We start from the raw sequence: 19,846 nt of genomic DNA on the forward strand, positions 1-19,846 counted from the left end.
TGGGGGTTTCAGGCACTTCGGTGCCTACTGTCCGGTTTGCGGGTAAGAGGGAGGCGTGCGCATCGCAACCGGAGTTAACGCTCCGGAACCGACGAAGCCGGACCGTCTCTGGGGGCTCGTGCCGCCCACGCTGGCCAGGATCGCCGCGTGGTGCGGCTGCCTGATCCTCATCGGGATCGTGGCCAACTTCGTGGTCAACGTCGTGTCCTCGATGCGGCTGGTCGCACTCCCGGTCGCGGTCGCCCTGTTGCTGACCGCGCTGATGTTCCCGCTCACCGGGGCGCTGCGCAGGCGGGGAATGCGGCCGATCTGGGCCACCTGGGTCACCATGTTCGTCGCGTTCGCGTTGCTCGGCGGGCTCGGATCGATCATCGGCGTCCGGGGCAGCGAGGAGTTCCCCGGCCTGGTGCGACAGATGCGGCAGACCGTCAAGTCACTGGAAGCCTGGCTCTACACCGGCCCGTTGCACCTGAAACCGCGCCAGCTCAGCATCTGGTTCGACGAGGCGGCCAAGCTGGTGACCCAGCGCCAGCAGGAGATCACCTCCACGGTGCTGGCCGGCACCGTGGCGCTGATCGAGGCGCTGGCCTCCATCGTGTTGCTGCTCTTCGTGACGTTCTTCCTGCTGAAGGACGGCGACCGGATCTGGGCCTGGTTCCTCAAGGCCTTCGGCGGGGAGGCGCGCCGGGTCGACCGGGCCGGCCGGGCCGCGTGGAGGGCGCTCTCCTTCTACGTGCAGGGCACCGTGGCGGTGGCCGCGGTGCACGCCGTCCTCCTCGGCGTCACCCTGGCGATCATGGGAGTGCCGCTCTGGGTCGCGCTCGCCTTGCTGATCTTCGTGTCCAGCTTCATCCCGATCATCGGCATCTTGTTCGCCGGAGCCGTCGCCACGCTGATCACCCTGGGCACGAAGGGGCCGATCTACGCGCTCATCTTCCTCGGCCTGCTGATCCTCGAACAACAGCTGGAGAACCATGTCCTCCAGCCGCAGATCGTGGGCCGGCGCCTGCACTTCCACCCCCTGGCGATCATCATCGTGCTCGCCGTCGGCGGCATCCTGGCCGGGATCGCGGGCGCGGTCGTGGCCGTGCCGATCGCCGCGATCCTCTATCGGGGGATCCCGGAGCTCTTCCGGTCCGAGCCGCCCGCGCTCCCGCCCGGTCCCAAGAAGCCCGATGAACCGGGCGTACCGGATGGGCCGGGGGCGCCTGGAAACCGGGCGCGGGACGTACCGGACGAGGGCGAGCCCCGGCAGGAGGGCGGCGAGCCGCCCGCACCCCCGTCCTGATCGCCGCCAGGCGGCACGTCACGTGGGTCGGACGTGGACGGCGAGGCCCGGGGTAGGAAGGTGATGCCGCGCAGATCTCGTACGAAGACGACGGGAGGACGTCTCATGGCGAGCGGAGCCCTCGACTTCGATCCGTCGGTCGTCGACGCGCGCACCGTCGCCGAGTCGATGGGCACGGACCCCGAGCGGGGCCTGACCTCGAACGAGGCCGCCCGCCGGTTGGCGTCGGCGGGGCCCAACGAGATCACCTCCGCCAGGCCGGTGCCGAAGTGGCGCAAGTTCGTGGAGCAGTTCCGCGACCCGCTGATCTACCTGCTGTTCGCGGCGATCGTCATCTCGCTCGCGGCCTGGCTCATCGAGGGGGCCGAGGGCTGGCCGTTCGACGCCATCGTGATCACCATCATCGTGGTGCTGAACGCGATCCTCGGCTACTGGCAGCAGGCCAAGGCCGAGCACGCGGTCGAGGCGCTGCAACGGATGAGCGCCATTACGGCGACCGTGCTGCGCGACGGCGTGCCGTCGCGGGTGCCCACCCGTGAGCTGGTGCCCGGCGACGTCCTGGTGCTGGGCGAGGGCGACACCGTGTCGGCCGACGCGCGGCTGCTGTCGGCCGCCACGCTGAAGATCTCGGAGGCCTCGCTCACCGGGGAGAGCGAGGCGGTGCTCAAGGACGCCCACACCCTGCCCGAGCCGGCGGCGCTCGGCGACCGGCTCGACATGGTGTTCAACGGCACCGCGGTCACCCAGGGCGTCGGCCGGGCGGTGGTGACCGCCACCGGGATGGCGACCCAGATGGGGCAGATCGCCGACCTGCTGCACACCACCCGCGAGGACCCCACGCCGCTGCAGCGGGAGATCGCCCGGGTCGGCCGGATGCTCGGGATCGCGGTGATCGTGATCGCCGTGGTGGTGATGGCCACGATCTTCCTGTTCTTCGGGGTCGACAGCGTCGAGGACGTCGTCACCGCCCTGCTCCTCGGGGTGTCGCTCGCCGTGGCGGCCGTGCCCGAGGGGCTGCCCACCATCCTGTCGGTGGTGCTCGCGCTGGGCGTCCAGCGGATGGCTCTGCACAACGCGATCGTCAAGAAGCTCTCCTCGGTCGAGACGCTCGGCTCGGCCTCGGTCGTCTGCTCGGACAAGACCGGCACCCTGACGAAGGGCGAGATGACCATCGGCCGGGTGGTGACCGCGTCGGGAGAGGTCATGGTGACCGGCGCGGGCTACCGGCCCGAGGGGCGGATGACGCACGACGGCGCGCCCTTGGAGGAGGGGAGCGTCCTGTGGCGTCAGACCGCGTTCGTGCTGGTCGGCGGCAGTCTCGCGAACAACGCCACCCTGCGCGAGGAAAACGGCGAATGGCTGGTCCAGGGCGACCCGACCGAGGCCGCCTTCCTGGTCGCCGAGGCGAAGCTCGGGGCGAGCGACCGGCGTACGTCGAGATTTCAGCGGGTGGGCGAGATCCCGTTCACCTCCGAGCGGAAGATGATGACCAGCGTCGAGGCCGACGCCGAGCGGGCCGGCAAGCTGGCCGTGGTCGCCAAGGGCGCCCCGGACGTGCTGCTCCGGCGCTGCACGCACGTACGGGTCGGCGACGCGGCCGAGCCGCTGGACGACGCCCGGCGGGCCCGCGTCCTGGACGACGTCGAACGCCTGTCCGGCGAAGCCTTCCGCACCCTGGGCGTGGCCTACCGGCGGCTGGAGGTGACCGAACCACCCGAGATGGACGAGTCGCTTGAGGAGAACCTCGTCTACGCGGGCATGGTCGGGATCATCGACCCACCGCGCCCGGAGGCGGCCGCGGCCATCGCCGAGGCGCACCGCGCGGGCGTCCGGGTCATCATGATCACCGGTGACCACCCCCGTACCGCGGCGCGGATCGCCGAGGACCTCGGCATCGTCGAGCACGAGGCGGTCGCCGTGTCGGGGGCGGAGCTGGACCGGCTGGACGAGGAGGGATTCCGCGAGATCGTCCGCCACAGGTCGGTCTACGCCCGGGTGACGCCGCACGACAAGCTGCGCATCGTCGACGCGCTCCAGGACGACCGCAGAGTGGTGGCCATGACCGGAGACGGCGTCAACGACGCGCCGGCCCTGAAGTCGGCCGACATCGGCATCGCGATGGGCCGTACGGGCACCGAGGTGACCAAGGAAGCGGCGAAGATGATCCTCGCCGACGACAACTTCGCCACCATCGTGCGGGCCATTCGCGAAGGCCGCCACATCTTCCTGAACATCAAGAAGTTCCTGCGCTACCTGCTCTCCTCGAACATGGGCGAGGTGCTGACCGTCTTCCTCGGCGTCGTGCTCGCCGGGGTCATCGGTCTGTCACACGGCGAGGACACGATCGTGCTGCCCCTGCTGGCCACCCAGATCCTGTGGATCAACCTGCTGACCGACAGCGCCCCGGCCCTCGCCATGGGCGTCGACTCGGAGATCGAGGACGTGATGAACCGCCCGCCGCGTTCGCTGCGCGACCGGGTCATCGACCGCCGGATGTGGGCCGGCGTGATCGTGATCGGCCTCGCCATGGCGGTGGCGACGCTCGCCACCATCGACCTCTACCTGCCCGGCGGGCTGATCGAGGGCTCACGGCCGCTGGACAACGCCCGGACGGCGGGCTTCACGGTGCTCGTGCTGGCCCAGCTGTTCAACGCCCTCAACGCCAGGTCCGAGACCGGCAGCGCCTTCCAGCGGCTGTTCGCCAACCCTTGGCTGTGGGGGGCCATCGGGCTTTCGCTGGTGCTGCAGATCGCCGTGGTCCACGTGCCCTTCCTCAACACCGCGTTCACGACCTCGCCGCTCTCGTTCGAGCAGTGGCTGGTCTGCGTCGCGATGGCGAGCGCGGTGCTGTGGGTCAGCGAGCTGCGGAAGCTGGTCCTGCGGCGGGCCGGCGCCCTGCCGGGCTGATCTTCCGGTCGCGTACGGCGCCGCCGGCGGGGGTTCAGACCAGGCGGAGGCCGGTGGGGCGCAGGGTGGAGGTGACGAAGGCGTGGACGAGGCGCATGATCAGCGCTTCGAGCAGCAGGAACGCCGCCTTGGCCAGCACAGAGGCCAGAAACTCGGACATGGGACACCTCATAGGGAGGAAACAGCTTTTACTGGCATATTTCACCACAAGATAGTGCTGGGGAAGAAGGCCAGGCGACGATCGGGTGAACTGACGACGTCTATCCGGCGACGGCCTTCTCGATCAGACCGGCCACGACGGCCACGACGGCCCCGCAGCCGAGGCCGATCCCCCAGCCCACCGGGCCCACCGGCCGGCTGCCGAACACCTGGCTGACGCCGGGTATCGAGATGATCAGCCCCAGCGCGGCCAGTGACGACAGCGAGGCCAGCACCACCGTACGGTCGCGGTGTCCCAACGCCAGCGTCTGCAGGAGCTGGGCCGCCACCAGGCCGATGAGCCCGACCGTGTCCGCCCGGCCGCGGGTGCCGGTGACGCGGGCGAAGGTCCACGCCGCGATCGCCCCTCCGGCCGTGGCGATGGCCCGCACGTAGATGTCGCGGGTCAGGGCGGCGCCCAGCGACGCCTCCGGCCCCTCGGCGAGCAGTTTCTCGGGGCTGGCGGCGCTCGGCGGCCGGACGGCCACGGCCATCGCGGGCAGCATGTCGGTCAGCAGGTTGACCAGGAGCAGTTGGCGGGCGTTCAGCGCGCTGCGCCTGGTCAGCAGGCTGGACCCGAGCGTGAAGACGATCTCGCCCACGTTGCCGCCGAGCAGGATGCCGAGCGAGTCGCGGACCGAGCCCCACATGGCCCGGCCCTCGACGATCGCGTCGATGATGGTCTCGATGCGGTCGTCGGCGACGACGATGTCCGCGGCCGACCGGGCGGCGGGAGTGGCGCGGGCGCCGAGGGCTACGCCCACGTCAGCGAGCCGGATCGCCGGCACGTCGTTGGCTCCGTCGCCCGTGACGGCCACGACCCTGCCCGTGCCCCGCAGCACGGTGACGATCCGCGCCTTGTGCTCGGGGGTGGTCCGCGCGAAGACCGCCACCTGCGGCAGCACCTCGGCGAGCGCGTCGTCGTCGAGGCGGTCGATCTCGGGACCGGTCATCACCCGTAGCCCGTTGACCGCGTTGATCTCGGCGGCGATGGCCTCGGCCGTGCTGGGATGGTCTCCGGTGATCATGACGACCCGGACGCCGGCCCGTACCAGCTGCTCCACGCTGCGTTTCGCCGTCGGCCGCACCGGATCCGCCAGGCCCAGGAAGCCGAGGAAGGACAGCCGTTCGATGCGGTCCTCGTCGAGATCCGCGCGGCTGGAGGCCGGCCGCTCGGCCACGGCGAGCACCCGGTAGCCCCGCCGGGCGAGCCGGTCCACCTCCTGCTCCAGCTCACCCATGATCGCGTCGTCCAGCGGGACCGTCCGCCCGTCCCTGACGAGCGACGTGCAGCGGCCGAGCACCACTTCGGGCGCGCCCTTGACGCTCAGCAGGTGCCCGGCGCCGGACAGGCCGAGCACCGCGTGGTAGCCGCGCGCCGGCTCGAAGTGCAGCTCGTCGACCCGGCGCCACTCCGTCAGGCCCTCGTCGGGGCTGACGCCGACGCTCTGGGCTCCCTCCACGACGGCCCGATCGGTGGGATGGGCGATCACCCGCCCGCCGCCGAACCGGGGCCCCGCGCGGAGTGCCCCGGCGACGATGGCTCTCATCTCGGGCTTCGACTCGGCCAGTGGTTGCTCGCACCACCCGTCGGACACCTGGCCCAGGCTGATGTGGCCCTCGGTCAGGGTGCCGGTCTTGTCGAAGCAGAGCACGTCGACCCGGCCCAGCGCCTCGATCGTGGACGGGTTGCGCACCAGGGTGTTGTGCTTCGCCAGCCGCTTGGCCGAAGCGAGCTCCGCCACGGTGGCGACGAACGGCAGTCCTTCCGGCACCGCGGCCACCATCATGCTCACCGCGGGACCGAGGGCGGTGGCCAGCGGCGTGCCGCGAACCAGGTCGATGCCCATCAGCAGCACGCCGGAGCCGACGGCGGCGGGCAGGATGCGGCGGCTCAGCGCGCGCAGTCTCAGCTCCACTCCGCTGAGCGGCGCCTCCTGCCGGGCCAGCCGGGCGGTCCGGCCCGCCTCGGTCAGGTCGCCCGTCGCCACCACCACCGCGCGGGCGCTGCCCGCCGCGACGGTGGTGCCGAGGTAGACCATCGAGCTCCGCTCGGCGACGGCCGCCGCCGCGGTCGGCGCCGTCGTCTTGGCCACGAGCTGCGACTCGCCGGTGAGCGTCGACTCGTCCACCTCCAGGCCGGAGGCCTTGATCAGCCGGGCGTCCGCCGGCACGGCGTCGCCGGCCCGCAGCTCGATCACGTCTCCCGGTACGAGGTCGTCGGCCAGGACCTCCTCGACGCCGCCGGGCCGGCGCAGGCGCGCGGTCACCGCCGTCGCCTCGGTGAGGCGGTGCAGCGCCCGGTCGGCGCCCCGCCGCTGGGCCCCGCCGAGCAGGGCGTCGACGCCGAGCACGCCGCCGATCAGGAGTGCGTCCACGACCGAGCCGACCAGGGCCGACACCCCGGCCGCCGCGCCGAGAACGGGGGTCAGCGGATTCGCCAGCTCCTCCAGGGCCGCGCCGAGCAACGACTTGGGATGGAACTCGTCCCTCCGCTCCGGTTTCACCCGGCGGCCGGCGGCCTCCGCCTCGGTCAGGCCGTTGGGCGAGGTCTCCAGCCGGGCCAGGACGTCGCGGGCGGCCATCGCGTGCCAGGGCGTGGTGTCGGCGTAGATGGGCGGCGCTCCCCTCCCGACGACGCGGCCCGCCCAGTGCCCGACGACGAACGCGACCGCCGACGTACAGTCACGCACCACCTGGGCGCGGCGGACCACCGTGGGCGCGGGACCCGCGAACGACAGACCCGTCCCGAAAACGGCGCCCGTCGCGGCCACCCACGCGCCCCGCGCGCTCACCCGCCGCGCCATCGGGAGGTTCCGGAGCAGCAGATGCACCCCGTCGAGCTCACCCATCACGTCCGCGTCCCACGGAATCCGCCGCGACCGGTCGAGTACGCCGATGGCCAGATCGGCCTGCGTCAGGCCGCGCCGCGACCGCTGGGATACCAGGGCCACACCGCGGCCCTCCAGCTGGAGCTCCCGCACCGACGTGACCAGCCGGGATCCGCCCTCCACGGTCCGGTCCACGCCGAGCCGGAGAGCGAGGCCGGGCTCCCCACCGGCCAGGATCACCTCACAGGCGTCCTTCGGCGCCGCGACGAGAGCCTCGGCCATCGGGTGGAGCTCCCTGGCCAGACCCACCAGGGCGACCTCCGTGCCCTGGTGGGACACCACGACCACGCGGCTCCCCTTCTCCTGCCAGTGCTCCGGTGGCGCCGGTCCGTCCGAGGCGTCCCACGGCGCGGCGGTCCACCCGTCGTACTCGCGCCGCGCCGAGGGGTCCATGAGGTCGAGGAGCGTGTAGAGGCGGGCGTGCAGATCGTCCAGGTCCACGTCCGGGAGCAGAGTGTGGACGTCGTCGATCGTCCACGCGCCTGTCATGAGCGCGGTGGCGTCGATCACCACCGTGTCGACGCGGTCCATGCGGTGCAGCGCGTACAGGTCGAGCACGATCGCGCCGCGTGCCGACAGGGCGCGCACCAGCCCGCTGATGAAGGCGTCCCTGCAGATGCGGGTCGCCTTGGGCATGCCGCCGATGAGCAGGGACAGCCCTTTCTCGTGGTCGCCGCCCACCGTCGCGGTGACGGTGTAGACAGCCAGTGCCGTCGCGCTGGCCAGGTCGGCGTACCGCTCGACGGGACCGCGGGCGAGCGGGATCGGGCGCGGCAGTTCGCGCACTGGGATGTTCCGGTACGTCCCGGTCAGGGCTGCCAGTTCCTCTTCCCGGTCCGCCCAGGCCCGGGCACCGGCGCGCATGGCGAGGTACCGGCTCATGGCGGCGGCCGAGTCGATCAGCATCGACACGGGCCGCGCGGCCAGGGTGGTGGACACGATCCGGCCCGTGGCGAGCACCGTGTCGGCCACCGGCTTGCCGAGGCGACGCTCCACCTCATGGCGCAGGCGCGGGGTCTCGTCGACCGCCGCCAGAAAGGCGGGCACCACCATGGGCAGCATCGAAACGCGCGCGAGCCGGCCGGTGGCCGCCAGCCCGGTGCCGACGATGTTCAGGGCCAGGCTGGCCGCGGCACGGGCCTGCTGCTCCATGCCGTCGAGTGCGCGGGCGACGCCCGCCGTCCCGCCGTCCCGGTCGTACTCCTCGATCACGGCGAGGAGTTTGTCCCGGTCGGTGCCCGCCTCGCAGCTCACGAAGACGCTGCCGAGCGTGCCGTTGACCTCGGCCCGCGCCATCCCCATCGCGAGCAGCCGCTCCTCCAGAGCGCGCGCCTCCCGCTCGGTGCCCGGGCCGCCGATGTGCCGCAACTCGACGCGGACTCCCCCCGGGCAGTCCCGTACGTGGCGGGGGCGCGGGACGAGGCCGCGTATCGGCTCGGGGAGGATGTTCAGCAGGGTTTCGACGGACAACAGATCGAACACCGCCATGCGGCCTCCTGTCGACGGTGTTCTCGTATCGGACCGGATGTCTCAGGTTCAGCCGGCCGTGCGCGCGGCCGTGCTCCTCTTCCGCCCGCTCGTACCGGTGGAAGCGGGCTTGGCAGAAGCGGTCTTGGCGGAGGCGGGCTTTGTGGAAGCGGGCTTGGCGGAAGCGGGCTTGGCCGAAGCCGGCTTGGCGGAGGCGGCCTTCCGCCGGGTGGTGGACGCGGTCGACTTGGCCTGCCCCGCCGCCTTGCTCGCGGCGGCCGACGTCCTGCTCCGCGCGGCCGACGTTCCGCTCGTGGACGAGGAGCCGCTCCGCGACGCCGATGTCCTGCTCGCGGCGGTGGACGTCCTGCTCCGGGAGGTCGAGGGCCTGCTCCGCGTGGTCGTGGTCTTCTCGCCGGCCTTCTCAGTGGCCTTCTCAGCGGCCCGGCCGGTCCTTCTCGCCTCGCCGGCCGTCGTCGCGGACGTCCGGCGCAGCGGGGACCTGGTCACTCGGCCGGAACGCGAACGCTGCGCGAGGATCGCGCCCGCCCCGATCGCGACCGCCACCGGCCAGTCGATCGCGCCGAACACCGCGAGGGCGCCGAGCGCGCCGTAGTAGGCGAGACGCTCCGGCGGCGGCATGAACGACCGGGCGATGTCGACGGCCTGGCCGAGCTCCTGCCTGCTGATGTGCGGCAGCTGGACGTGCGGCATGGAGGGCGCGCCGATGTGCGGCATGTGGACGTCCGGCGGGCGCACCTGGATGGTCATCATGGGCAGACCCAGGGTGTACTGCTTCTTGTGACCGTTCGTGGGCGCGGAACGCTCCTGAGACGGGCGCGTCTTGCTTTCCGCCATGGCTCCTCCTCCGACGCCTGTTCCCTGACCGGAGCCAAGGACGGCGAGACCGCGACAGCGACTCTCCGTATGTCCCTTTCCTCCGCCAGTCGCGTTATTCCGGACGGAAGGTTTTAGGCGTTCTATACCGCCCTAAACTTCGATCTACGCGGCGACCGATCACTTGCGGGACAGGATGCGCCCCTTGAACATCGGGTGCTTGGTCTCCCAGTAGCGCCAGCCCTCCACCCGCGACGGGATGTTGGCGATGCCGGTGGTGACCCTGACCTGGCGGCAGTTGTCCAGCCGCTGCCACGCCGACCAGCCGACGCGGTAGCCGAAGACGCGGTACCACATGTTGCCGTACATGCCCTTGCTGATCTTCTGCGTGTAGTCATGGCCGACGAAGACCATGTGCCGCACCTCAAGGTGCGGGAGCAGCATCTGGCGCAGCTGTCTGACGACATCGTCGGTGGTGATCGACTTCAGCTTCTCGTTCTCGGTCTCGATGAAGGCGAGCACCTCGTGCTCCCGCGTGACCGAGACCGACATCTCGCCACCCGGGCCGTCGATGAAGCGGGTCCGGGGGATGAAGAAGTTTCTCGGCTGCAAGGAACGGACCTTGAAGAAGACGTGCGGCGCGCAGGCGACGTCTCGCACCTTGCCCACCCTTTTGGACTTCTTCTTGCTGCCGGTCGTGGTCGTGTCGGTCGCGGTCGTCTCGCTCGTCGTCGTGTCGGTCCTCGTCGTCTCGGTCGTCTCGTCATCGCGGGGTACGGCACCGGCCGGCACGGCGAGGGTCACGGACAGCGAGCCCACCGTGGTCAACACCGCCAGTCCGCTGATCGATCGGCACCTTGTCCGCCGGGCACGCGGGGCCGGGGCGTTGGTTCGGGGACTGAGTGTGGACATGAAGGTGACGCTCCTTTCGGAACGCGGCCCATCGCCGCGACTGACCAGCCGGCCGGACATGCGGCCCATGCCAGCCCTCGCCGGACGAACCGAACGTGATGGTTCAGATGCTTACAGTTGCCTCAAGTGCCCTCGCCACGCCACACCGGATCCGATTTCCCGGAACGCGGAAAAATTCGGGAAAGACCGCAGGCCGCCCTGGTATGGCGGCCCGGAACGTGATCGGGACGCCCCTCCCCCGGCCTCGCCGACGAGCGGACCATACGTAGATCGCCCGATGCGCTTCATGCCTGATGTGCCTACTCTCGGCCGGATTCAGCATCGTCCGAGAAGGTGGGTCCATGCGCACGCTGACCGTGTTCGTCTCCACCGTCCTACTGGCCACGGCGCTGACGACGCCCGTCTCGGCCGGGGTCAAACCCGCGGCCGGCACCACCGACGTCGTCTTCCAGCGGGCCGACTTCGCCGTCGGCACCGCAGAGGGGACGACGTCCGGCAACGGGCTGTCGTTCGCCGCCGCGGCCGGCACCACCTCCTACACCGACGCGCTCGGCACCAAGCAGTGGGAGTACGCCCGCTGGACCGGCCCCGAGCGGGCGGTCGGCTTCGCCGCCACCGAGCTGATCGCCTCCTGGACGGCCGACGTCCCTCGCGGAAGCTGGCTGCAGGTCGAGGCGCGCACCCGCCACACCTCCGGCCTGACCAAGTGGTACGTGCTCGGCCGCTGGGCCTACGAGGAGGCGGACATCCGCCGCACCTCGGTGCCGGGGCAGGGCGACGCCGACGGCACCGTGGCGGTCGACACGCTCGTCGCGGCGGCGGGCAAGCGGATCGAGGCCTACCAACTGCGCCTCACGCTCTATCGCACGCCCGGCTCCACCGTCCAGCCGCGCGTGCGGACGCTCGGCGCGATGGCCTCGTACGTGCCCGAGCGCAAAACCGTCCCGGTCAGCCCCGGCGGCGGCGCGTGGGGCACCGAGCTGGCCGTGCCACGCCGCTCGCAGAACGTGCACGCGGGCCACTACCCGGAATGGGACGGGGGCGGCCAGGCCTGGTGCAGCCCGACGTCCACCACGATGGTCCTCGGGTTCTGGGACCGGTGGCCGAGTGCCCAGGACACCGCCTGGGTGAACCCGTCGGACCCCGATCCCGAGGTCGACTACGCCGCCCGCTTCACCTTTGACCACGCCTACGAGGGCGCGGGCAACTGGCCGTTCAACACCGCCTACGCCGGTCGCTACGGGATGGACGGCTTCGTCACCCGGCTGCGCTCGCTCACGGAGCTGGAACGCCTCATCAGCGCGGGCGTTCCGGTGATCACCTCGCAGTCGTTCAAGAAGAACGAGCTGCCGGGCGCGGGATACGGCACCAACGGGCACATCATGGTCGTCGTCGGTTTCACCGCCGAGGGCGACGTGATCGCCAACGACCCCGCCTCCTCCAGCAACACCGCGGTGCGCCGGGTCTACCCTCGGGCCGACTTCGAGAACGTCTGGCTCCGCAGTTCCAGCAGCGGCGGCATCGTGTACGTCATCACCCCTCCCGGCCACGCGCTGCCCGCCTCGACACCGGGCCTGCCGGCCAACTGGTGACCCGCGCCGGTGGGCGCCCGCTCGCGGCGCCCACCGGCCGCGTCGGCGTCAGGGCCCGCCGCAGGCGCGGCGCAGGCCGAGGAACCAGTTCAGGTACGTGGCGTGCGGCTGTCGTCCCGAGATCCGCACCTGGGCGTCGTCGGCGTTCTCCAGGTGCGTGAAGTTGGCGCTGCCGGTGTAGACGCGCGGGGTGATGTCGTCGTCGTAGAAGCCGTCGATCATCATGAGCTTGTTGTGCGGCACCACGTCGCGGTTGCCGACCCTGAACCTGCACGGCGTGACATGGACGGACCTGCCGTTCGCCGGCTGGGCCAGGACCTGCCGGATGGTGTCGTCGACGTTCTTGTCGTCACCCGGGGCGTTCTCGTAGTAGACGATGTCGATCCAGCAGTTCTCGCCACGGAGCCTGCGCAGCTCGTTGGCGATGGCGACACGGTTCTTGTTAAAGGCGGTCAGCGCCAGGCGGATGCCGGTCTGCCGGGTGACGCCGTCGGCGTCCTGGTAGGAGCACCGGACGAGCTTGAGGATGTTGACGATGGGATCGCCGTCGGTCACGCGCCTCGGCAGGAAGCTCGCCCGGTACGTCGACCCGGTCGGCGTGGTCCAGTAGTAGCCCGGGTTGACCGCGACGCGGCGGCCCGCCCGCAGGTCCTCGAAGTAGCGGCCGTAGCCGGTGTAGACGGCGGCGTCGGAGAAGGTGTAGGCGTCGTTGAAGGAGTTGTACAGATACCAGTCGGACAGGTTGGACGAGGTCTGGAAGACCACGTTCGGATACGTGACATCGTCCACCACGACGCTGGAGAACAGCGCGAACTTGCTGTGCAGGTAGTTGCGGGCGATGCAGCCGCGGTTGACCGTGGCGGGGTTCGGATACTCGCACTGGACGAACCATGAGCCGGCCGTCTCGGAGGCGCCGAGGGCCGAGGCGAGCTGGGCGGCGATCGCGTCGTTGGCACCGTTCTCCATGCTGTCGAGGATCACCTTGACCCGCGTCCCCCGCCTGTGGGCGGCGACGAGCGCGGTGGCCACCTCACTCGACCGCTGACCGGTCGAGAACTGGTGGTTGACGAAGCGGATCTCACCGTCGGGCGGGGTCGCCTGGATCAGCCGGATCAGCTGGTCCATGACGGCCGACTGCGCGGCGCTCGGTGTGCCCGGGGTGCCGGTGTCGGCCGTGGGGTCGTTGAAGACGGGGCCGTTCATGACGGGCGGACCGCTGACGGCGGCGGCCCGCCGGGCGGCCTGGGCGCCCGGTCCGGTGACCAGGAACGAGGCGACCAGGCATAACGCCACGATGACGGTCGAACTCTTCGTCGGCATGCGGGGAGTCCCTTCCCGTGAGGGTGCACAGGGTGTGGTGACTCCGAATGTCAGGCCGTTGACGATCGACTGTCAACGAGGTTCCGTGATCTCGCCCCGCCCGGTTACCGAGTGGGGTCGAACTCCCTCAGGGCCGCGGGCTGCTTGCCGGTCGTGATCTGCTCGGCGAGCATCCGCCCGGTGGCCGGGCCGTGGGTGAGCCCCCACATGCCGTGACCGCCGGCGACGTAGATCCCGGGGACGTGGGTGGCTCCGATGAGCGGCCGCCCGTCGGGGGTGACGGGACGCGGGCCGACCCAGGTGTCGGTGCGTTCCTCCCAGGAGACGCCGCTGAGCAGCGGCTTCGCCGACGCGATGATCGCGTCGACACGCCTCTGGTACAGCGGGGCGTCGGCGTCGCAGAACTCCATGGTGCCCGCCACCCGCAGCTTGCCCTGGTACGGCGTGCAGGCCACCCGTACGGCCGGCAGGTAGATCGGTCCGGGCACGGGCTGGTCGGTGGGCACGGTGAACGAGTAGCCACGACCGGCGCGCACCGGCACCCGGACGCCCCACTCCTTGGCGAGCTGGTTGAGCCAGGCGCCGGTGGCCACGACGACGGCGTCGGCCGTGACCGACTCGCCGGTGTCCGACCAGACGGTGAGCCCGCCGCGGTCCTCGCTCACGCCGGTCACCCGGAAGCCGGACCTGATCGCGGCGCCCCGCTCGGTGACGGCGCCGGCCAGCGCGTGGGTGAAGGCGCCGGGGTCGACGTAGCGCTGGCCGTCCAGCCGGATCCCGGCCTTGGCCGTCCGGGAGAGCTGCGGAGCCTGCGCGTAGAGGTCGTCGCCCTCGAGTGCGGCGTACTTGATCTCCAGCCCGGAGTCGTTGATGCGGCGCAGCTCGTGCAGCAGCGCGACGGCCTGGCGCGTGGTCTGGAACGCGGCCATGATCGGGGCGTCGTGCGTGGGGGCCTCGACGCCGTTGGACGTGAGCACGTCGAACGCTTCCAGGCACTCCTCGTTGAACGGCAGGTTGGCGCGTACCGCGCGACCCCAGTCCTTCCAGTTGCAGCGCAGGGCGAACGTGGTGAGGAAGGTCCACAGGCCCACGTCGGGGGTGACGGGCACGTGCAGCGGGGCGTCCCGGTCGAGCAGCGAACGCAGGCCGTAGCGCAGGACGCCGGGCTCGTTCAGCGGGATGGCCAGCCCCGGGGAGAGCCAGCCCGCGTTGCCCCACGACGCGCCCGAGGCGACGCCGTCCCGGTCCACCACGGTGACGTCGACACCGCGTTCCTGCAGGAACCAGGCGGTGGACAGGCCCACCACACCGGCGCCGACGACCACGACCGTACGCGGCCCACCGTCGATGCTCATTGCCACTCCGCTCTCGCATGTCCGTATACGAGCGAGCATCGCCCGTACGGAGCGAGAATGGGCTGTACATCTCGGACAAGCACTAATGCGGCTTTTGTTCGGCCGCGACAATCATCCGCCCTGGTGCACCGCCAACGCGATGATCATGGCCAGCCGTTTCTCCGGCAGGTCGAGCCGCAGGTTGGTGACGGCGGCCATCTTCCGCAGCCGGTATCTGACCGTGTTGGGATGGACGCCGAGGCGGCTGGCGGCGACGGCCAGATCTCCCTGCGCCTCCAGCCAGGCGCGCAGCGTCTCGATGTAGCGGGTGCCGTGCTCGGCGTCGTGCCGGGTCAGGTCAGCCACCGGCCCGCGCGCCGGAGCGCGCCCGGCCGAGGCGGCCGCGCGCAGCCGTTGCAGCAGGATCTCGTCCCACGACTCGTCGTAGACGACCGGACCTCCCTCGGGCCGGGACGCCCGCAGGGCGAGGCTCTCGTCGGCCTCCTGTCTGCTCGCCGGAAGGTGGGCGGGCGTGGCCGGGCCGCCCACCCCGGCCAGCACGGTGACCCGGCGCGGCAGCACGCCCACGATGGCGGCGAGCCAGTCGAGGGCGGCCGAGACGTCGCCGCCCGAGGGCAGCACCGTGTAGAGGGTGTTGCCGAACAGCGCGCTGCGGCCGGGCCGCGACCAGCCGAACCCCGTGGTCGCCCGCTCGAAGGCGAGCAGGATCGCCGCGTGCCGCTCCTCGGCGATGTGCGCCTGGAGCGCGATCACCCGGAACTGCCCACCCGGCAGCCCCAGCCGGCTGATCACCGCCGAGACGTCGGCCGTGCCCTCCAGCAACTGGATGACCAGGTCGGACTCCACCCGCCGTTCCAGGTCGGCGCTGACCCGGGAACGCAGCAGGTGCAGCGCCACGGCCCGCGCCCCGTCGGCGAGGGCGGTGCTCCGCCCACCGGCCAGCGGCTGCTCGCACTCCACCCAGATCGACCCCAGCAGCTCGCGCCCGGCCCGGACGGCGACCACCATGCGGCCACGCAGCCCGTGGGCCGGCGACGGCTCGACGAACAGCGGCTCGTCGGAGACCGCCAGATGCGCGAAGACGCCCTTGCTCTCCAGCAACCGGTGCATGGCCTCGGAGACCCGCCTGCCGAGGATCGTCTCCAGGCGCACCGGGTCGGCCGTCTGCTGGGAGCCCGAGTAGGCCAGCACCCGCGACATCTGGTCCTCGATCGTCACCGGGTAGCCGAGCTCGCCGGCCAGCGTGTCGGCGAACGCGAACAGGTCGGTCGGCCCCCGACCGGCCTCGGTCTCGCGGCCTTCGAGCACCAGCCCGTACACCACGCCGAAGAGCTGGCTCCAGGACACCTCGGGATCGACCAGCAGCACCGCGACCCCGCCGTCACGCGCCTCGGCCAACGCCGTCTCCGCCGACTCGTCCAGGCCCGTTTCATCCAGCGCCGTTTCATCCAGCGCCGTCTCGGCCAGCGCCGTCTCGGCCAGCGCCGTGCTCTCGCGCACCAGCACCACCGTCGCCCGCGCGGCCCGCGCCAGCCGGACGGCCTCGGCCGCCGACTCCACCCCGACGGCCAGGAACACGTCACCGGTCGCCGCCCGAGGGTCGGTCGGGTCGTGCACCACCACGCTGCGCAGCGCGACGTCACGTGACGCGGGCGCGCTCCACAACCTCGCCCCGTAGCCCCCGAGAACGTTGACCAGCCGATCCAGCTTCAGCATCGCCGCGCTCACCTACCCGTCGTCGCGCCGCATCCGCGCAGCGTACACGCGGTGACGGATCGGGCACCGCCCGACGCTCGCCGCGCGTCCGGGTCTCCGGCACCGGTGACGCGGCCTCCGGGCGCTGACGGCTCGCGGTCTTGACGCGCAGCCTCCGGCGCGCTGCTCAGCGCGTGACCGGTGTCTCCTGAACGGCCGCGCCCAGCTGCGGGATCACCCGGTCGTACCAGCCGTCCAGCACCTCGCCCAGGCGCGGCAGATCGGACTCGACCAGCGCGAGGCCAGGGGTGGGCACGACGGCGCCCAGCTCGACCAGCAGCGGCCGCAGATGCACCTCGACCGCCAGGGCGTGCCGGGGATCGCCCATGACGAGCAGGGGCAGCGCCACCGCGCCCGCCAGCGCGTCCGGCCGCAACCGGTCAAGGAACGCCTTGAGCAGGCCGGTGTAGGTGCCCTTGAACGTCGGGCTGGCGACCACGACCAGGTCGGCCCCGGCCACGAGTTCGAGCGCCACCTCCACCGCCGGCGCCGGCAGGACGGCGAGCAGCTGTGGGCCGAGCGCCGCCAGGTCGATCAGGTCGGGGGCGGCGGCGTGGCCGAGACGCCGGCCGAGGGTCTCGGCCGCCTCCACCGCCACGGCCAGGGTCCTGGACCCGCTCCTGGGGTTGCCGACCAGCGCCACGATGCCGCTCACGAGACCACCACCCCATCCACCATCCCACCCGACGACCCGGCCGCGAAGCGGGCCGTCGTCAGGATCCGCCACGGGCGCCTGCGGGCGCGGGGCGGTTCGGCGTCTCCGTCCGGCTCGGCGTCGTCGTCGGGCAGGTCGTACCTGTGGACGTCGCCGTGCTCCGGCGGCGCTTCGGTACGGGTGGCGGCTTCAGGCAACGAAGGTCGCCTCCTCTCGCTGGGCCGCGGCGACCTCGTCGCGCGGCGGGGGGTGTCCGAACTCAAGTCAATATTCCCTACATGTTTTACATGAAAACTCATCACGGGTTCTGGTGGGGACGCAGGGTGGTGGTGGGGACGGGGATGGCCGGAAACGGGTTGTCCGGGAGGAGGATCACCCGGCGGGCCTCGTCCGGTCGCGTCGCCGCGTCGAAGTGCAGCAGAGCGGCGCCGATCCCGGCGGCCCCGACCAGATAGCCGGTGTCCGCGGTCACCTCGCCGGGCCGCAGCCGGCGGTACGCCTGATACCAGCGCAGCCCCCGGTCGTCATGGCCGGTGGCGCGGCCGACGAGGTCGCTCGCGAGCGTCGCGGCGTAGGTCAGGTACGACTCCCGCCCGGTCACCGCCCATAACCCGACGAAGAGCTCCAGCAGGCCGGCCGAGCCGCAGCACTGGCAGGCGACGTTCCAGAACCCGGCCGTGCGCCGGCGCGGAACGCCGCTCTCGGTGATGCCACGGGCCAGCCGCACCACCCAGTCGAGGTCGCCCGCGTCGCCGGTCACCCGGTACAGCTCGTAGAACATCCGCGCCACCCCGGCCGAACCGGAGCAGAACCCCAGGTAGTGCAGCCCTCGCGCCTGCGGCACGCGATGCGGCACGACGGCGCACCGGCCGGTCACGACGCTGACCGTGCGGACGAAGTCGGCTCCCCTGCGGGCGGCGTCGAGGAAGCTCCGCTCACCCGTGGCGCTGTGGAGGCGGGCCAGGAGGAAGGCGGTGCCCGCCGTACCGGAGAGGAAACCCGGGGTGACGGCGTCGGTGGGCAGGTCGGCGCAGTCGCCGAAGCGGTGACCCGGGACGGCCCGGCCGGCGATGCGCGCCCCGGCCTCGGCGGCGAGCTCCTCGTAGGCGGGCACGCCGAGGACCGCGGCGGCCCGCAGCAGGCCGAGCACGATCCCACCGTCGCCGCGTTGGGCCGGATCCCCCGTCCAGCCGGGGCCGCCGTCGAGGGGCCGGGCCGCGTGGACGATCCGGTCGGCCATCTCCGCGATCGTCTCCTCGAAGCCGCCGAGCGCCCAGTCGGCCTCAGTGAGCGCCACGAGCATGCCGGCCAGGCCGTGGTGGAAGGTGAGATCTCGCTGATCGCACCAGGCGGCGGCCAGGTAGCGGGCACCGGCGCGGGCGTCGTCCAGGTAGGCCTCGTGCCCGGTCGCCGCGGCGAGTTCGAGGAAGAACAGCACGATGCCGGCGGCTCCGGCGTACAGGGAAGCGGGCTCCGTGCCGACGGCCGACCTGCCCCGGGGGTCGGGGTTGGCCTGCCAGTGCCGCCCGCGACGGTCGTCGACGGCCGCGGACCGGACCCAGCGTGCGGCCAGGATGGCGGCGTTCAACGGTGTCTCAGCGTGCTCGCTCGGTGAGCGGGTTCCATCCAAACCCATACTTGAAGCATCCCACATATTTGGTAGGAAAATAGGTATAGATACCGTTGAGATCGGGAGGTCGTCTGTGCCCATGCCGGATTTCTTGATCATCGGGGTCCCCAAGGCCGGGACGACGGCCCTGCACGCCGCTCTCCACCGGCATCCTGACCTCTTCCTGTCGCCCGTCAAGGAGCCGAAGCACTTCCTCACCGACGGGCCTCCCCCGAGCACGGGTGGTCCCGGCGACGCCGAAACCTACCGCGAGCACGTCTGGCGGCGCACGGACTACGAGAAACTCTTCGCCGTGGCGCCCCCCGGCACCCTCGCCGGCGAGGCCACTCCCTTCTACCTGTACGACCTGGCCGCGCAGCGGCGCATCCGCGAGGCCGTCCCGCACGCCAGACTGATCGTGATCCTGCGCGACCCCGTCGAACGGGCCCACTCCAACTGGACGCACCTGTGGTCGGCCGGGCTGGAGCCGATCGGCGACGTGGTCCGCGCCTGCGCGGAGGAGGAACGACGGATCGCCGCCGGGTGGGCGCACTTCTGGCACTACGTGGCACTCGGCAGGTACGGCGAGCAGCTGGCTCACCTGTTCACGCTGTTCGCCCGCGAGCAGGTGCTGATCTTCCGCTACCGCGACCTCGTCGACCGGCCCGCCGAGACGCTCGACCGGATCTGCGCCTTCCTCGGCGTACGCCAGGGCCTGGTCAGCGTGCTCCCGAGGGAGAACGTGACGGCGCATCCCGATGCCAGCCCACGGCACGCGCTGCTGGCGTCGTTCCGGCGCCGGGTGCCCTCCGGCCTGGCCGCCCCGATCGAGAAGCTGCTCCAGCACCACGGCGACCCCCGCCGGCCGCTGACCTGGGAGCAGCGGCAGTCGCTCATCCCCTACTTCGCGGCGGACGTCCGGCTGCTCCAGGAGGTCACCGGGCAGGACTTCGGCGACTGGCTGCGGCCCAGGGAACGCTCGGGCGGCCTGGTCGGGACCCGGCCGCCCGGTCAGCGCCAGTCGCGGAACGGCCGGCCGCCCCCGGCGTGATCCGCCAGG

At 71.7% G+C, this 19,846-nt stretch carries 14 protein-coding genes; 4 read left to right on the top strand and 10 right to left on the bottom strand.

Translation table 11 applies throughout. The annotated features are described in order from the left end of the window. Positions 1-55 precede the first annotated feature (55 nt). Together AC5L3X_RS01340 and AC5L3X_RS01345 are read left to right on the top strand one after the other, a co-directional pair. A complete protein-coding gene (locus AC5L3X_RS01340; RefSeq protein ID WP_494854512.1) occupies positions 56-1,288 on the top strand; it encodes an AI-2E family transporter in 1,233 nt (410 codons plus the stop codon). Between the two features lie 105 nt (positions 1,289-1,393). Beyond that, positions 1,394-4,195 carry a cation-translocating P-type ATPase gene (locus tag AC5L3X_RS01345; protein WP_494854513.1) on the top strand — a complete coding sequence of 934 codons (2,802 nt, stop codon included), beginning with the start codon at positions 1,394-1,396 and terminating at the stop codon, positions 4,193-4,195. Positions 4,196-4,229: 34 nt separating this feature from the next. Here AC5L3X_RS01345 and AC5L3X_RS01350 read toward each other — a convergent pair whose 3' ends face one another. From AC5L3X_RS01350 to AC5L3X_RS01365, 4 genes are all read right to left on the bottom strand, one after another. After that, entirely contained in the window at positions 4,230-4,355 is a 126-nt protein-coding gene (locus AC5L3X_RS01350; RefSeq protein ID WP_263647436.1) for a hypothetical protein, read from the bottom strand. A 100-nt stretch (positions 4,356-4,455) separates the two neighbouring features. Beyond that, positions 4,456-8,772 carry a cation-translocating P-type ATPase gene (locus AC5L3X_RS01355; protein WP_494854514.1) on the bottom strand — a complete coding sequence of 1,439 codons (4,317 nt, stop codon included), beginning with the start codon at positions 8,770-8,772 and terminating at the stop codon, positions 4,456-4,458. 48 nt (positions 8,773-8,820) lie between these two features. Further along, complete coding sequence (locus AC5L3X_RS01360) at positions 8,821-9,609, bottom strand: hypothetical protein (protein WP_494854515.1); 789 nt, start codon at positions 9,607-9,609, stop codon at positions 8,821-8,823. A 159-nt stretch (positions 9,610-9,768) separates the two neighbouring features. After that, positions 9,769-10,419, bottom strand: a complete 651-nt coding sequence (locus AC5L3X_RS01365) for a hypothetical protein (RefSeq protein WP_494854517.1) — start codon at positions 10,417-10,419, stop codon at positions 9,769-9,771. 422 nt (positions 10,420-10,841) lie between these two features. On the opposite strand from AC5L3X_RS01365, the gene AC5L3X_RS01370 reads away from it, so the two are divergent. Continuing rightward, positions 10,842-12,092 (top strand): C39 family peptidase, encoded by a 1,251-nt coding sequence (locus AC5L3X_RS01370; RefSeq protein ID WP_494854519.1) that lies wholly within the window; start codon positions 10,842-10,844, stop codon positions 12,090-12,092. A gap of 48 nt (positions 12,093-12,140) precedes the next feature. Here the strand turns inward: AC5L3X_RS01370 and AC5L3X_RS01375 are convergent, their stop codons facing one another. From AC5L3X_RS01375 to AC5L3X_RS01400, 6 genes are all read right to left on the bottom strand, one after another. Continuing rightward, entirely contained in the window at positions 12,141-13,412 is a 1,272-nt protein-coding gene (locus tag AC5L3X_RS01375; RefSeq protein ID WP_494854521.1) for a phospholipase D-like domain-containing protein, read from the bottom strand. 104 nt (positions 13,413-13,516) lie between these two features. Then, on the bottom strand, positions 13,517-14,767 hold the full coding sequence (locus tag AC5L3X_RS01380; RefSeq protein ID WP_189122041.1) for an NAD(P)/FAD-dependent oxidoreductase: 1,251 nt from the start codon (positions 14,765-14,767) through the stop codon (positions 13,517-13,519). 111 nt (positions 14,768-14,878) lie between these two features. Then, on the bottom strand, positions 14,879-16,483 hold the full coding sequence (locus AC5L3X_RS01385; protein ID WP_494854523.1) for a PucR family transcriptional regulator: 1,605 nt from the start codon (positions 16,481-16,483) through the stop codon (positions 14,879-14,881). 166 nt (positions 16,484-16,649) lie between these two features. Further along, the gene (locus tag AC5L3X_RS01390; RefSeq protein WP_494854525.1) at positions 16,650-17,177 is read right to left on the bottom strand and encodes an NADPH-dependent FMN reductase; all 528 of its coding nucleotides are present in this window, start codon (positions 17,175-17,177) and stop codon (positions 16,650-16,652) included. Then, positions 17,174-17,374 (bottom strand): hypothetical protein, encoded by a 201-nt coding sequence (locus AC5L3X_RS01395; RefSeq protein WP_494854527.1) that lies wholly within the window; start codon positions 17,372-17,374, stop codon positions 17,174-17,176. Before AC5L3X_RS01395 ends, AC5L3X_RS01390 begins: the two co-directional genes overlap by 4 nt. A 101-nt stretch (positions 17,375-17,475) precedes the next feature. Further along, positions 17,476-18,765, bottom strand: a complete 1,290-nt coding sequence (locus AC5L3X_RS01400) for a lanthionine synthetase LanC family protein (protein ID WP_494854528.1) — start codon at positions 18,763-18,765, stop codon at positions 17,476-17,478. Positions 18,766-18,886: 121 nt separating this feature from the next. On the opposite strand from AC5L3X_RS01400, the gene AC5L3X_RS01405 reads away from it, so the two are divergent. Next, positions 18,887-19,837: a sulfotransferase family protein gene (locus AC5L3X_RS01405; RefSeq protein WP_494854530.1), complete on the top strand. Its 951-nt coding sequence runs from the start codon at positions 18,887-18,889 to the stop codon at positions 19,835-19,837. Positions 19,838-19,846 lie beyond the last annotated feature (9 nt).

The organism is Nonomuraea sp. CX421, assembly GCF_059358955.1.